This window comes from Pseudomonas tructae (genome assembly GCF_004214895.1).
Taxonomy (GTDB): Bacteria; Pseudomonadota; Gammaproteobacteria; order Pseudomonadales; family Pseudomonadaceae; genus Aquipseudomonas; species Aquipseudomonas tructae.
Genome location: NZ_CP035952.1, coordinates 3,808,074 through 3,821,516, shown reverse-complemented (window position 1 = coordinate 3,821,516; position 13,443 = coordinate 3,808,074). Strand labels below are relative to the sequence as shown.

The window sequence follows — 13,443 nt, the reverse complement described above, 5'->3', positions numbered from 1 at the left end:
ATAAATTGCTTTTGTGCAGCAAAGACAAGTGCCATAAGTATCTGTGTAGATAAATTTGGTTCAAGTGTTTATTGTTGTCAGGGTTTTTCGCTGGCGTTGACATGGAAGGGTTAGGTTTCTTGAGGTTATGCTCGGAAATATGTGCCGGGTAATTTCTGTTGGTAAAGAGGCTTTAAGAACTCTTCGTAATTGACTGTGCATGGTGTAACGCGGAAATACTCACAATAGACTCCACTGGTTATGGGCTAATAGCAGGGTGTTCACCCCCATCGTCTCTGGATGTTAAAAACCTCTCGTCGCCCCTGTTTATCCTGTTTCAGGGCCCCGCCCCACCCTGGCGCTCAGCCACCGCACGCAAGGTGCGCAACGACACGGTGGGCGCATCAAGGACGAACTGGTTGGCCAGCCACGAGGGAATATCGCCGGCAGGGTCGGCCTGCAGTTCGTAGGTCACTTCGGTGAGTTGTTCGCCCTTGGGCACAAAGGTCCACAGGCCCTTGAGCTGGCGCACGCGGATCTGCCCCGGCACGTGCTCGACCATGCCCGGCACCGCCTTGAGCCGGCGCACCAGGCTGCCGTCGTCGCGGCGTTCGCTGTGTACCAGGATCACCATGTCGCGGGTGCTGGCCGGCCAGGGCAGGGCGGTGGTCAGGTAGACCCAGGTGCGCTCGCCCTCGACCTTGAGCAGGCGCATGTCGGCGCAGCCATACAGCCATTTGCAGGCGACCCGCAGGTTTTCCTGCAGGTCGCTCAAGGTGGAGACGCTGGCCTTGATCAGGGCGACGCCGCGAAACTGCTGGTAGGGTGAACCCGGCACCGCGCTGAGGTAGACCTTGATGCCGTCTTCATCCTGGGCCAGGTGCCACGGTTCGGCCGCGCTGGCGCAGGTGGCGATGGCCAGCCACAGGCACAAAACAAGGCGAAAGCTCATGAACAGGCTCCAGCGGGTGGGCAATGTTCAGAAGCATAGTGCCTGGTTTCACACCTGGACTGGCCCTGGGCGCTTGCGCCTAGCAGGTCAGAACTGCCACTGCACGCCCAGCGAGTAGCCGGCCTGGTTGCCCTCGCTGTGGGCGAAGCGGCTGTTGACCTCGGCAAACACGCCCAACTGCTCGGTGAACATCAACTGCGCGCCCAGTTGCGCCCGGCCAAAGTCCTTGTCGACACTGCCCATGTCCGCCACCCGCACGCGGCCGTCGGCCTGGCTGGTCAGGTCGATCTCATCCAGGCGGCCATCGGCCAGTTCGCGGACCCAGCGCACGCTGGCGTAGGGTTGCAGGGCCATCTTCGCACCCAGGCCGACAGTGCCGTGCAAGCGCCAGCCCAGGCTGGCTTCGAGGGCGTCGTAGTTCTGTTGCTCATAGCCCAGGGCGGTGCGCAGGTTGGCGTCTTCGTCGAAGTCGTCGATGCGGTAGTGCATGTAGTCCAGGCCCGCCACCGGGCCGGTCTTCAAGGCGCCGAAGCTGAAGTCGTAACCGCCGTCGACCCGGGCGCCCCAGAACCACGCCGAGGTGTCGCCGGACAGGCGTTGGTCGAGCAGCACCGGGCCATTGCTGGCCTGGATGTACACCGAACGCTGGGTGTCGAAGCGGGTATGCCCGGCACTCAGCTCGCCGGCCAGCCATTGCGGGCCGCCGTCGTTGAGCAGGGCAAACAGGCCGGCCTGCCAGGCATCGCCTTCGATGCGTCCGCCGTGGTCGAGGCTGTCGCGGCTGCGTTGAAAGCTCAAGCTGGCGCCAAGGCTCAGGGCCTCATTGAGGCGGTAATCGGCGACGCCATAGACACCCACGCGTTTCGACTCCGGGTTGCCCGGGGCATCGAAGCCGCTGTCCGGCGAAACTTCGCCTTCCACTGCCACTTCACCCTCAACGCTGCCCACTGCCCGTGAAGCATCCAGCAGGCTCAGCCAGCGGCGATCATGCAGGCGGGTCAGGGCCTGGTGCTGGCGTTGCAGCTGGTCTTCCATCTGCCGCGCCATGGCCCCGCCGGAGGCGGTGGAGGCGAGCAGGTCGGCGTTGGTCAGCTCCAGTACCAGGCGGGTCAGCAGCCGCGAGAAATCGCGCAGGCGCTGGTCGATGCGTTCCTGGCCCAGGGCGTTGGTCAGTACCTGCTGGTTGTCTTCGGCCGGGTCGTGCCAGGTCGAGCCGCCGGGGATCGCCGGGTTGGCGGTCTGCTCGTAGCCGTCCAGATCGCCCAGCTCCCAGTTGGTCGCCTCGATGAACAGCACTGGCACGTTGAGGTTCTTGAAGCTGTCGCCGTCGCTGCAGCAGCCGGTGCCGGCCGGGTACTCGGCATTGAGGCCGGGGTTGGTGAACAGCGCGATGTTCATCTCGCTGGCGATGCGCAGCAGCTGGTCGCGGTAGGCACCCAGGGCCGGGTTGGCGACGCTGGTGCTGGCGGCGTGGGCGTACATCTTGTCGCCGGTGATCAGGCTGTCGAGGTTGATCATGCCCAGCAGGTTGGCGCGCTGGCTGTCGCTCAAGGCCGCGACATAGGCACGCGAACCGCGCAGGCCTTCTTCTTCGGCACCAAAACCGACCACTTCCAGGCCGTTCTCCAGGGCCACGCCGCCCAGGTTGCGGGCGATCTCGGTGAGTACCGCCGCGCCCGAGGCGTTGTCGTCCAGGCCTTGCAGGGTCGGGCGCCCGAAGTAGGTGTCGTAGTGGGCGCCGAGCACCACATAGCTGCTGTTCTGGCCGGGGGCTGATGCGATGACGTTTTGCGAACTGCGGTTGCCGGCCCAGGTGAAGTCCTGGCGGCGGGTCTGGTAGCCAAAGCCCAGCTGCGATTGCATCAGGGCGGTAGCACCTTCGAAGCTTGCGGTACCACGGTAACGCCCGGGGTAGTCGTTGATCAGCCGGTCCAGGGTTTGCCCGGCATACTCCCCATATTCATAGGCGCTGGCGCCGGATGACAACATTGCACAACCCAGGCTTACAGCGACTGCTAACGGTTTGAACACGGCACTTTTCCTTATGTGTCGTTACGAAAAGCGCATCACGGGATGCGCCGGCTCGCAGCAAGCAGGATGTGTACCGTTTTGTGGATTATGTCGGAAATTAGTGTAGGGCTGGACGGGCCTCATCGCGGGGCAAGCCCGCTCCCACAGGTTTTGTATTGCCTCTGTGAGAATGGTTTCCTGTCATCACCTGCGACAACAGGCCGCACCCCGTAAACACTGGGATACAGACGTACGGGGCGCTGGGCGCTGGAACCTGCGTCCACCGCCGTGACAAAATGCGAAGGTTTCTCGACATGCCCTCTTTCCAGGGGCTGGCACCTTCCCAAAAGGATGGTTACATGACTGATTTACTGACCCGGCGCCAGGTTGTTGCCGGGATCAGCCTGCTGGGCCTCGGCGCCCTTGCAGGTTGCGACCCCCGTTCCGGTGGCGCGCTGGACTTCAAGTACGGCAAGGACATGAGCAACAAGATCCTCGGCCGTTCATTCAAGCTCAAGGACCCTCAAGGCAACGTCCGTACCCTGTCGAGTTTCTGGGGTTCGATGCCGATGGTGTTCTTCGGTTTCACCCAGTGCCCGGCGGTGTGCCCGACTGCCCTGGCGCGTGCGGCGCAGATCAAGAAGCTGATGGGCCGCGACGCAGGCTTCTTGCAGGTGGTGTTCATCAGCCTCGACCCCGAGCGCGATACCCCCGAGGTGCTCGACGCCTACGTCAAGGCCTTCGACCCGTCGTTCGTGGCGTTGTCCGGTACCCTTGAAGAAACCGCGGCAGCCGCCCGGGAGTTCGGGGTGTTCTACGAGAAGGTGCCAGCCGGCGATACCTATACCATCTCGCACACCTCGACCAGCTACGTCTTCGATTCCCGCGGCCAGTTGCGCCTGGGCCTGTCCCATTCGCTCAATGCAAAAGAGTGCGCAGAAGACCTGCTCACTGTCATGGAGGTGTGTTAATGCTTCGCAACCCTGTCAAACGTACCCTGGCCGCGCTGGCCCTGATCGGCCTGGCCTTGCCGGCCGTAGCCGAAACCACCGTGAGCGACGCCTGGGCGCGCGCCACTGTGCCACAGCAGCAGTCCAGCGGTGCCTTCATGACACTCACCGCCAGCACCGACAGCAAGCTGCTCAGCGTCGCCTCGCCGGTGGCCAAGACTGTGCAGTTGCACGAGATGTCCATGGAAAACGACGTGATGAAAATGGGCGAAGTCGACAGCGTTGCGCTGCCTGCCGGCAAGGCCGTCAGCCTTGATCCCAATGGCTATCACGTGATGCTCATGGGGTTGAACCAGCAGCTCAAGGAAGGCGAGCAAGTGCCGCTGACCCTGGTGGTCGAGGATGCCAAGGGCCTCAAGCAGACCATCGAAGTGAGCGCACCGGTGCGGGCGCTGAATGCTCAAGCCCAGGGGCATGATCACCAGCATATGCATTGATCGGTATCGCGGGACAAGCCCACTGTAGGAGCGGGCTTGCCCCGCGATAGCCTCACCGCCGACGCCGCCTGCCAGTGACCATCGACAGCGGCAAATTCTCCTTCAGCCGCCAGCTCTCGAACAGCGCCGCACCAAGGTGCAGGCACACCAGGGCAAACAGTGCATCGGCCATGAATTCATGGACATCGCGCAGCCCGTCCTCACCCCAGAAGTAGTAGATCTCTTCCATCATGAAGCCGCTGACCCCAAGGCCGGCCATGAGCAGCAACATCAGCACCATCACCAGCGCACCCAACGGCGAGTGCCCCAGGCGGTGATAGTCTTCACCCTTGAGTAACGCCTGCAGGTGCCACTTCAGCCGCGTTGGCGTCGGCCAGAAGTGCGCCCAGCGCGCCGCGCCGGTACCGATAAACCCCCACAGGCTACGCAGCAGTACGATGGCCAGGCCGTAGTAGCCCAGCCAGCGGTGCCAGCCATCGCCTTCTTCAGTGAAAAAATAGCCGCCGACAAAGGCCACCACCAGCGACCAGTGGCACCAGCGCACCACTGGGTCCCACAGGCGCAGGCTCTCGCTGCGCACCTTAGTCGATCTCTTCTTTCACCTTTTTGCCGGTGACCGGATCGAAGTAGATCTCGACCTTCTTGCCTTCCTTGTTCTTGCCATAGATCTCGTAGCAGTTGCCATCGGTGACCTTGAACTTCTTGATTTCATAGCCCTGCTTTTTCAGTTCTTCCTGAAAGTTGTTCTGGTCCTGCCATTGGTTCTTTTCGGCGGTGCTGCATTCAGTCTTGGCCAGCACGGCGGGGCTGATGACGAGCAGTGAGACAAGCACAAGAGTGCGCATGACGAGTCCTCGGGTTGTCGAACAGGGTCTGGCCGATTGAGCTTATGCCAGGCTTGGCGACTTCGCTAGCGCCTGGTCCAGCAGCTCGATCCAGTGCCGCACGGGCGTGCGCCCGGCGCCGTCGAGGTGGGCCTGGCAGCCGATGTTGGCGGTGACGATCAGGTCCGGCTGGCCGCTTTCCAGGGCGTCGAGCTTGTTGTCGCGCAACTGCCGGGCCAGCGCCGGCTGGGTCAGTGAATAGGTGCCCGCCGAGCCGCAGCACAGGTGGCCATCGGGCACCTGGCTGAGGTTGAAGCCCAGGCGCCGGAGCAGGGCTTCAAGGCTGCCGCCCAGCTTCTGTGCGTGCTGCAAGCTACAGGGGCAATGCACCGCCAGCACCTGGCTGCTGTGACAGGCCAACGGCTCCAGGGGCTCGGCGCCGATGACCTCGACCAGGTCCCTGGCCAGCTCGCTGACCCGCCGGGCTTTGGCGGCGTACTGTGCATCGCTCTGCAGCAGTTTGGCGTATTCCTTGACGAAGGCGCCGCAGCCGCTGGCGGTCTGCACCACCGCTTCGGCACCGGCCTCGATGGCGGGCCACCAGGCGTCGATAGTGCGCCGGGCGCGCTCAAGGCCGGTGGCTTGGGCATCCAGGTGGTAATCGAGCGCGCCACAGCAGCCCGCCCGGGGCGCCGGGGTGACGCTGATGCCCAGGCGATCGAGGACCCGCGCCGTGGCGGCGTTGGTGTTGGGCGACAAGCCTGGCTGCACGCAGCCTTCGAGCAGCAGCACGCGTCGTGCATGGCGCACGGGCGGGCGTGGTTGTGCCTCAACCGTGCCACGCGGCAGCTTGGCCTTGAGTGGTGCTGGCATCAGGTTGTCGACGCGGCGCCCCAGTTGTACCAGGCGCTTGAAGGTCGCCGGATGCCCGGCCAGTTGGCGCAGGCCGCTGCGCAAGGCCTGTTGCAGGGGCGGGCGGGGCACGGCCTGGTCGACCACGGCGCGGCCGATGTCCAGCAGGTTGTGGTAATCGACCCCGGACGGGCAGGTGGTTTCGCAGTTGCGGCAGGCCAGGCAGCGGTCCAGGTGCAGCTGGGTCTTGGCGCTGGCCGGCTGGCCTTCGAGCACCTGCTTGATCAGGTAGATGCGCCCGCGCGGGCCGTCCAGCTCATCGCCGAGCAATTGGTAGGTCGGGCAGGTGGCATTGCAAAAGCCACAGTGCACGCAACTGCGCAGGATGCTTTCGGCCTCTTCGGCGCGGGGCAGGCGTTTGGCGGCATCGCTGAGGGTGGTCTGCATGGCTCAAATCTCCGCGTACATCCGCCCGGGGTTGAAGATCCGTTGCGGGTCAAGGCGCTGCTTGAGTTGCTGGTGATAGCGCAGCAAGGCCGCAGGCAGCGCCTGGAACGGCGTGTCGTTGGCGCTGTAGCAGGTGGCATGGCCGCCCAGGTGCTTGACGGCGGCGCGAATGGTTTCAGCCGGGGCCTGGGACCTGAGCCAGCGCTGGGCACCGGCCCAGTCCAGCAGCTGCTCGCCGGGCAGCTCCAGCAGCGGCCGGTGGTTGGGCAGCGACAAGCGCCAAAGCGGGGTGGCGCCTGCGAAAAAAGCCAAGCGGCGGTCGTTCAAGTCTTGCCACCAGCTGGCCTGGAAGGGCTCCCCGCCAAGTCGCTCGCGGGCGGCCTTGACCGAACCTTCACCGCCCTCCAGGCGCAGGCGCAATGCGCTGCCGTCATGGCAGGCGGCGCTGATCGGCAGCCCTTGCTGGCCCCATTGCGCCAGTCTCTGCAACGCTTGTTGCGGGTCGATGTGCAGGGCCAGGTGTGCTGCGCAGCGCGGTATGGGCAGCACTTTGAGCGACACCTCGGTGATCAGCCCCAGGCAACCGAAACTGCCGGCCATCAAGCGCGACAGGTCGTAGCCGGCGACGTTCTTCATCACCTCGCCGCCAAAGCGCAGGTGCAGGCCCAGGCCGCTGATCACCCGGGTGCCGAGCACATAGTCGCGCACCGAGCCGGCCCAGGGCCGGCGTGGCCCGGACAAACCGGCAGCGACCATGCCGCCGAGGGTGGCGCCGTCGTCGCTGTGCGGCGGCTCGCAGGGCAGCATCTGCCCGGCGGCCTCAAGGGCTGCCGACAGTTCGCTCAGTGGCGTACCGGCGCGGGCGGTGATGACCAGTTCGCTCGGGTCATAGTTGACGATGCCCCGGTGCGCCCGGGTATCGAGCTCGGCTCCTACTACCGGGCGGCCGAGAAAGGCCTTGCTGGCGCCACCACGAATCTGCACCGGACTGCCTTCGGCGCGGGCCTGGTTGACCTGTTCGAGCAGCGCCTGGCTGGCATCGTGATCGTGGCCAGCGGACATCAGAAACGCTCCAGTTCAGGGAAGGGCAGTTGCCCTGCGTGCACATGCATGGCGCCGAACTCGGCGCAGCGGTGCAGGGTCGGGATGTTCTTGCCGGGATTGAGCAGGCCTTGGGGGTCGAAGGCCGCCTTGACGGCGTGGAACAGGGTCAGCTCGTCGCTGTTGAACTGCACGCACATCTGGTTGATTTTCTCCCGGCCCACGCCATGCTCGCCAGTGATGCTGCCGCCGACGCTCACGCACAGTTCGAGGATTTCGCCGCCAAAGGCTTCGGCCCGCGCAAGCTCACCGGGCTGGTTGGCGTCGAAGAGGATCAGCGGGTGCATATTGCCGTCGCCGGCATGAAAGACATTGGCCACCCGCAGGTCATACTTGCGCGACAGCGCGGCGATGTGCTGCAACACCCGCGGCAGTTCGCGACGCGGGATGGTGCCGTCCATGCAGTAATAGTCGGCAGAAATCCGTCCCACCGCCGGGAAGGCGTTCTTGCGCCCGGCCCAGAACTTCACCCGCTCCACCTCGTCACGGGCCTCGCGCACTTGCGTGGCGCCGGCCTGTTCGAGCAGGGCGCGGACCCGCTGGCAGTCGTCGTGCACGTCGGCTTCGACACCATCGAGTTCACACAAAAGGATCGCTTCGGCTTCCACCGGGTAGCCGGCATGGATGAAGTCTTCGGCGGCGCGGATCGCCAGGTTGTCCATCATCTCCAGGCCGCCGGGGATGATCCCGGCCGCGATGATATCGCCCACCGCACGGCCGGCCTTGGTTACCGAGTCGAAGGCCGCCAGCAGGACCTTGGCCACCTGGGGCTTGGGCAGCAGTTTGACCGTGACTTCAGTGATGATCCCAAGCAGGCCCTCGGAGCCGGTGAACAGCGCCAGCAAGTCGAAACCCGGGGCATCGAGGCTGTCGGCGCCGAGGGTCAGGGATTCACCTTCGATGGTAAGCACCTCGACCTTGAGCAGGTTGTGCACGGTCAGGCCGTACTTCAGGCAATGCACGCCACCGGCGTTTTCGGCGACGTTGCCCCCAATCGAGCAGGCGATCTGTGACGATGGGTCGGGTGCGTAGTACAGGCCGTAGGCTGCGGCGGCCTGGGAAATCGCCAGGTTGCGCACCCCCGGCTGGACCCGGGCGGTGCGGGCCGCCGGGTCAATCGCGAGGATCTTGTTGAAGCGCGCCATCACCAGCAGCACGCCTTGCTCCAGTGGCAAGGCGCCACCCGAGAGGCCGGTGCCGGCGCCGCGGGCCACTACCGGCACCTGGCGGGCATGACACAGGGCGAGGATGCCCTGGACCTGCTCGAGGGTGTGCGGCAACAGCACCAGCATGGGCGTTGAACGGTAGGCCGAGAGGCCGTCGCATTCGTAGGGCTTGAGGTCTTCTTCGCTGTGAAGGATGTCCAGGCCTGGCAACTGAGCCTGCAAGGCTTGCAACAGTGCCTGCTTTTGCACCGGGGGCAGGGCGCCGTCGACGCGTTCGTCGTAGAGGATACTCATCCCGCCCCAGGCCGCCGGCTTAGCGGAAGCGCGGCAGAGGGCGTTCGATGCTCAGGGAGGTGAGCGTCTTTCTGACCAGCTGATCGTCGGCCTCGACCGCCTTGAGCGTGTCGCGGATCTTGCCGGCCACCGGCACGTCACCCTGGCGATCGATCCAGTCGGCAATCTCCTTGCACGCCGAAGCGAGGCGGGCCTGACGCTGGTTGATCAGGTTAAGGGCTGTGGTGATCTCTTTATCGGACATGAGGGAATCCTCCATCTGCGCGAATAAGAGTGTAGCAGCGCAGGAAATTCCTGCGCGGGCGCCTCAGGCCAGGCGCTCGCGCACGCACATCAGGGCGTAGCCCAGCAGGTTCAGGCCCTGCCACTGGCGCGGGTCGGCCGCCTGCGGCGCCTTGGCGTCCAGGCCGATGCCCCAGATGCGGTCCACCGGGCTGGCTTCGACCAGCACCTGGCCCTCGGTGGACAGCAGAAACTTGCGCAGCCCCGGGTTCTGCTCGAACTTGAGCAGGTTGGCCTGCTCGACAATGGCCGAGCGCTCGGCCACCCAGGCCGCGTCATCGTAACCGGCGACTTCGCGGCCAAGCTTCTTGGCCTCGGCGGGCGTGGCGGCGGCGAGGATCTTCGCAAGGGTTGCCTGGTCGTCGAACAGCCGCGCCTTGCCGGCCATCATGTAGTGCTCGGCGCTGGGGTAGTGGCTGCCCTGTTCGGTGAAGCCGGCTTCGAACCATTGGCTGAAGCAGCTTTTATCCGGCGTGCCGTCGACCTTTTGCCGATGGCCCCAGAAGTACAGGTAGGCGGGCGCATGGCCCTGCTCGATAGCGGCGATCAGGCTGGCGTTGTCGAGGATATTGGCCAAAGCCTGGGAAGGTAGAGACATAGCGGGGAATCTTCCATGAACGAATCGCGCCATGGTACTCCAGGCCTGCGCGGTTGTGACAGCCTCGGTGCTGACGTACTATCCTTGCCAGCAAGCGATACCCCGCAGACTTATAACTCTTCCTCAGCGCACACGCTTCACTCAGGCCCGACCGGCAGGAGTGCCTGGCGCTGGGCGCGTTTTTCGTTCCCGGCAACCGCAAACGACTCGGAGCAAGGCTTTACTCATGAATACATCCGTGGATGCGCGAACCGGCAGTTGGCTGAGTGTCATCGCCCTGGCCCTGGCGGCGTTCATTTTCAACACCACTGAATTCGTCCCGGTGGCGCTGCTCAGCGACATCGGCCGCAGTTTCGAGATGTCCACCGCCCAGGTCGGGCTGATGCTGACCATCTATGCCTGGGTGGTGGCCCTGGCCTCGCTGCCGATGATGTTGCTGACGCGCAATATCGAGCGGCGCAAGTTGCTGATCATCGTCTTTGCCCTGTTCATCCTCAGCCATCTGCTCTCGTGGGTGGCGCAGAGCTTCGCCATGCTGTTGGTCAGCCGTATCGGCATCGCCCTGGCCCATGCGGTGTTCTGGGCCATCACTGCCTCGCTGGCGGTACGCGTGGCGCCGCCGGGGCAACAGGCCAAGGCCCTGGGCTTGCTGGCGACCGGCACCACCCTGGCGATGGTCATGGGCATTCCCCTGGGGCGGGTGGTCGGCGAGGCCCTGGGCTGGCGCACCACCTTCCTGGCGATTGCCGGGGTGGCGTTGGCGACCTTGCTGTGCCTGGTCAAATCCTTGCCGCTGTTGCCCAGCCAGAACTCCGGCTCGCTGCGCAGCGTGCCGGTATTGTTCAAGCGTCCGGCGCTGGTGACCGTGTACGTGCTGGTGGCGCTGGTGATTGCCGCGCAGTTTACCGCCTACAGCTACATCGAGCCGTTCGCGCTGAATGTGGCGCAGATCGGCGGTCAGATGACCACGGTGCTGCTGTTGCTGTTTGGCGGTGCCGGAGTTTTTGGTTCGGTGCTGTTCAGCCGTTACAGCGAGCGCTTCCCCCAGGGTTTTCTGATGGGTGCGATCGCCATGCTGGCGGCCTGTCTGCTGCTGTTGCTGCCGTTGTCCGGCGACTTCCGCCTGCTCGGCAGCTTGAGCGTGTTCTGGGGCGTTGCGATCATGTGCTTCAGCCTGGCGCTGCAATCCAGAGTGCTGATCCTGGCCTCGGATGCCACCGACGTGGCCATGGCCATGTTTTCCGGCATCTACAACATCGGCATTGGCGCCGGGGCGTTGATCGGCAGCCTGGTCAGTGTGCACATGGGCCTGGGCAACATCGGCTTTGTCGGTGGCTCGCTGGCCCTGGCCGGGTTGCTGCTGTGCGCGGTGACCAGCTACCGTTTCGCCCGGGCCGAGGTGGCGTGATCGCGGGGCAAGCCCGCTCTCACAGTTTTTCACCAGCCCTGTGGGAGCGGGCTTGCCCCGCGATGAGGCCCTACGATCAATCGCGAATCTTCAACAGCCCGTCGCACTTCAGGCAACGCACCTTCTTGAGCCTGCGCACTTCACTGAAGCCGACCCGGCGTGACAGTGCGGTGCCGGGTTCGTCCTTGTACAGGTGCAGCATCGCCGCGTTGCACAGCGGGCAGCGCACCAGCATCGCCAATGGGAAGCTCAGAAAGCACAGGCCGAGAATCACCAGTATGCAGGTGGCGGTAATGCTTTTGGGCATCCAGTCGAACACCGTCAGCGCCATCAGGGGCGCGCCGACATAGATGCTCAAGTCATTGATGTAGATATTGAGGAACGCCACGCGGCGGTACTCGAGTTGTGGGGCAGATACAGGGGCAGGGGTAGTGATGATGCTATTCCTTGGCAGACCAGACATTCCAGGCACAATTCTCGCACAATCAGGCTAGTACCCGCGCATCCCGCGTGCGCTGAAGTAGTCTTCCAGCACCTGCGGCCCGGCACCGACCTGGGCCAGGGCGACGTAGCTGTCCGGCCGCAACAAGTACACGCCGTCGAGTTGCAGGCCTGACCTTGCATGGGCGTCGCACCATTCGAAGACTTCCAGCGGCATGCCGCGTTCGGCACACCAGGCCACCAGGCTGCCGCTGGCCGCGCCGTAGACCTGTACCTGCCAGCACAGGCGCGCCAGCCCCGCGTAGTTGTCGTGGCCGCCGTCGCTGACCCAGGGCATGCGCTCGCCACCGTGCACCTGGCCGGCGCAGCCGACGCTCAAGGGCATGTCGCGGTAGTTCAGGGTGATTTGCGAGACGGTGCGAAACAGTAACTCGCGCGCGGCCTTGAACGCGGCCACCCGCGGGATCAACAGCGGCGCTACCCGTGTGCGCACCAGGGTCGCCAGGCGGCCATCGGCGGTGACGAAGTTGAACACCTGGTCGGTGGTCGACACCAGGCGCCGGGCGAAGGCGCTACGCTCGATTTCATAGGTGTCGAGCAAGGTCTGGGTGGCCGCCCCCTGCAACACCGCCGCCAGTTTCCAGGCCAGGTTGATGGCGTCGCCGATGCCGGTGTTCATGCCCTGGCCACCGGCCGGGCTGTGCACGTGGGCGGCGTCACCCAGCAGCAAGACGCGGCCGCGGCTGAACTGCTCGGCCACGCGGTGGTGGACGCGGTAGGTGGAGAACCAATTGACCCGGGTGACCTCGACCTTCAGGTGCTCCATGGCGCGGCGGCTGACATCCTCGAAACTCAAATGCTCCGGGTGTTCGGCCCGTTCGTCGCGCACGGTTCCGATCAACCGCGCGCGGCCATTGCCCGCCAGCGGGAACACGGCGAGAAAGTCCGCCTCGTCGAGGTCCACATGCAATTCGCCATTGAACGCCGGCCCCGCGCCGTCGACATCGGCGACATAGAACACCTGCTCGTAGGTGCCGCCCGGAAAGCCAATGCCCAGGGCCTTGCGCACCGTCGAACGGGCGCCGTCGCAACCGCCCAGGTAGTCGGCTTCGCACACTTGTTCGACACCATCGGCATCGCGCAGGCGGGCCGTGACACCTTCGGCGTCCTGGCTCAGACCCAGCAGCTCGGTTTGCCGTTCGACCTCAACGCCAAAGCGCTGCAGACGTTCGATCAGCAGTTGCTCGTGCTGGTCCTGCGGGTAGATGTGTAAAAACGGATAGGGCGTAAGGTCGCTGCCAATGGCGCTGAACGGCAGGCGCGCGGCGGCTTCGCCCTTGACCCACAAATTGGCCGCCGGCACTTGGTGGCCCTGCTCGAGAATCGCCTCGGTCAGGTCCAGCTGGCGATACAGCTCCAGGGTTCGCGCCTGCACCGCCAGGGCCCGCGAGGTAGTGCCGGGGGCGGCGGTCTTGTCGACGATACGTACCTTGATGCCCAGCTTGCTCAACCACAGGGCCAGTACCAGCCCGGTGGGGCCGGCGCCGATAATCAGCACGTCACAGCGGTTCATCGCAGGTGCTCCTCAGCCACTCAAGGCAAGTGTAAGAGCACTGGCAGGTTTTGCTAGTCAGTCGTCGGC

General features: G+C 64.7%; 14 protein-coding genes. 3 read left to right on the top strand and 11 right to left on the bottom strand.

The window, feature by feature from the left end:
- Nucleotides 1-316 precede the first annotated feature (316 nt).
- Both EXN22_RS17390 and EXN22_RS17385 read right to left on the bottom strand, forming a co-directional pair.
- Nucleotides 317-931 (bottom strand): START domain-containing protein, encoded by a 615-nt coding sequence (locus EXN22_RS17390; RefSeq protein WP_130265234.1) that lies wholly within the window; start codon nt 929-931, stop codon nt 317-319.
- 87 nt (nt 932-1,018) lie between these two features.
- On the bottom strand, nt 1,019-2,962 hold the full coding sequence (locus EXN22_RS17385) for an autotransporter outer membrane beta-barrel domain-containing protein (protein WP_130265233.1): 1,944 nt from the start codon (nt 2,960-2,962) through the stop codon (nt 1,019-1,021).
- Between the two features lie 338 nt (nt 2,963-3,300).
- Between EXN22_RS17385 and EXN22_RS17380 the strand changes: the two genes are divergently transcribed.
- Both EXN22_RS17380 and EXN22_RS17375 read left to right on the top strand, forming a co-directional pair.
- On the top strand, nt 3,301-3,912 hold the full coding sequence (locus EXN22_RS17380; protein ID WP_130265232.1) for an SCO family protein: 612 nt from the start codon (nt 3,301-3,303) through the stop codon (nt 3,910-3,912).
- On the top strand, nt 3,912-4,388 hold the full coding sequence (locus EXN22_RS17375; protein ID WP_130265231.1) for a copper chaperone PCu(A)C: 477 nt from the start codon (nt 3,912-3,914) through the stop codon (nt 4,386-4,388). The genes EXN22_RS17380 and EXN22_RS17375 overlap by 1 nt, the downstream gene beginning before the upstream one ends.
- Before the next feature lie 52 nt (nt 4,389-4,440).
- Here the strand turns inward: EXN22_RS17375 and EXN22_RS17370 are convergent, their stop codons facing one another.
- From EXN22_RS17370 to EXN22_RS17340, 7 genes are all read right to left on the bottom strand, one after another.
- Nucleotides 4,441-4,968, bottom strand: coding sequence for a cytochrome b/b6 domain-containing protein (locus EXN22_RS17370; RefSeq protein WP_130265230.1), 528 nt, complete (start codon nt 4,966-4,968; stop codon nt 4,441-4,443).
- 1 nt (nt 4,969) lies between these two features.
- Nucleotides 4,970-5,233 (bottom strand): PepSY domain-containing protein, encoded by a 264-nt coding sequence (locus tag EXN22_RS17365; protein WP_130265229.1) that lies wholly within the window; start codon nt 5,231-5,233, stop codon nt 4,970-4,972.
- Nucleotides 5,234-5,275: 42 nt separating this feature from the next.
- A complete protein-coding gene (gene glcF / locus EXN22_RS17360) occupies nt 5,276-6,511 on the bottom strand; it encodes a glycolate oxidase subunit GlcF (protein ID WP_130265228.1) in 1,236 nt (411 codons plus the stop codon).
- A gap of 3 nt (nt 6,512-6,514) precedes the next feature.
- Complete coding sequence (gene glcE / locus EXN22_RS17355; RefSeq protein ID WP_130265227.1) at nt 6,515-7,573, bottom strand: glycolate oxidase subunit GlcE; 1,059 nt, start codon at nt 7,571-7,573, stop codon at nt 6,515-6,517.
- The gene (gene glcD, locus EXN22_RS17350) at nt 7,573-9,072 is read right to left on the bottom strand and encodes a glycolate oxidase subunit GlcD (protein ID WP_130265226.1); all 1,500 of its coding nucleotides are present in this window, start codon (nt 9,070-9,072) and stop codon (nt 7,573-7,575) included. Before glcD ends, glcE begins: the two co-directional genes overlap by 1 nt.
- Before the next feature lie 19 nt (nt 9,073-9,091).
- On the bottom strand, nt 9,092-9,316 hold the full coding sequence (locus EXN22_RS17345) for a hypothetical protein (protein WP_130265225.1): 225 nt from the start codon (nt 9,314-9,316) through the stop codon (nt 9,092-9,094).
- Between the two features lie 63 nt (nt 9,317-9,379).
- The gene (locus tag EXN22_RS17340; RefSeq protein ID WP_130265224.1) at nt 9,380-9,952 is read right to left on the bottom strand and encodes an NADAR family protein; all 573 of its coding nucleotides are present in this window, start codon (nt 9,950-9,952) and stop codon (nt 9,380-9,382) included.
- Between the two features lie 226 nt (nt 9,953-10,178).
- Here EXN22_RS17340 and EXN22_RS17335 point away from each other — a divergent pair, with 226 nt between their 5' ends.
- Nucleotides 10,179-11,360 (top strand): sugar transporter, encoded by a 1,182-nt coding sequence (locus EXN22_RS17335; protein ID WP_130265223.1) that lies wholly within the window; start codon nt 10,179-10,181, stop codon nt 11,358-11,360.
- A gap of 76 nt (nt 11,361-11,436) precedes the next feature.
- Here the strand turns inward: EXN22_RS17335 and EXN22_RS17330 are convergent, their stop codons facing one another.
- Nucleotides 11,437-11,748 (bottom strand): hypothetical protein, encoded by a 312-nt coding sequence (locus tag EXN22_RS17330; RefSeq protein ID WP_130265222.1) that lies wholly within the window; start codon nt 11,746-11,748, stop codon nt 11,437-11,439.
- Nucleotides 11,749-11,850: 102 nt separating this feature from the next.
- The gene (locus EXN22_RS17325; RefSeq protein WP_130265221.1) at nt 11,851-13,374 is read right to left on the bottom strand and encodes an FAD-dependent oxidoreductase; all 1,524 of its coding nucleotides are present in this window, start codon (nt 13,372-13,374) and stop codon (nt 11,851-11,853) included.
- Nucleotides 13,375-13,443: the final 69 nt, after the last annotated feature.

What these genes read in the sequence shown, in the direction of transcription:
- EXN22_RS17390 (WP_130265234.1), bottom strand. Translation starts at nt 931, where the DNA reads ATGAGCTTTCGCCTTGTTTTGTGCCTGTGGCTGGCCATCGCCACCTGC.
- EXN22_RS17380 (WP_130265232.1), top strand. Translation starts at nt 3,301, where the DNA reads ATGACTGATTTACTGACCCGGCGCCAGGTTGTTGCCGGGATCAGCCTG.
- EXN22_RS17375 (WP_130265231.1), top strand. Translation starts at nt 3,912, where the DNA reads ATGCTTCGCAACCCTGTCAAACGTACCCTGGCCGCGCTGGCCCTGATC.
- EXN22_RS17365 (WP_130265229.1), bottom strand. Translation starts at nt 5,233, where the DNA reads ATGCGCACTCTTGTGCTTGTCTCACTGCTCGTCATCAGCCCCGCCGTG.
- glcF (WP_130265228.1), bottom strand. Translation starts at nt 6,511, where the DNA reads ATGCAGACCACCCTCAGCGATGCCGCCAAACGCCTGCCCCGCGCCGAA.
- glcE (WP_130265227.1), bottom strand. Translation starts at nt 7,573, where the DNA reads ATGTCCGCTGGCCACGATCACGATGCCAGCCAGGCGCTGCTCGAACAG.
- glcD (WP_130265226.1), bottom strand. Translation starts at nt 9,072, where the DNA reads ATGAGTATCCTCTACGACGAACGCGTCGACGGCGCCCTGCCCCCGGTG.
- EXN22_RS17345 (WP_130265225.1), bottom strand. Translation starts at nt 9,316, where the DNA reads ATGTCCGATAAAGAGATCACCACAGCCCTTAACCTGATCAACCAGCGT.
- EXN22_RS17340 (WP_130265224.1), bottom strand. Translation starts at nt 9,952, where the DNA reads ATGTCTCTACCTTCCCAGGCTTTGGCCAATATCCTCGACAACGCCAGC.
- EXN22_RS17335 (WP_130265223.1), top strand. Translation starts at nt 10,179, where the DNA reads ATGAATACATCCGTGGATGCGCGAACCGGCAGTTGGCTGAGTGTCATC.
- EXN22_RS17325 (WP_130265221.1), bottom strand. Translation starts at nt 13,374, where the DNA reads ATGAACCGCTGTGACGTGCTGATTATCGGCGCCGGCCCCACCGGGCTG.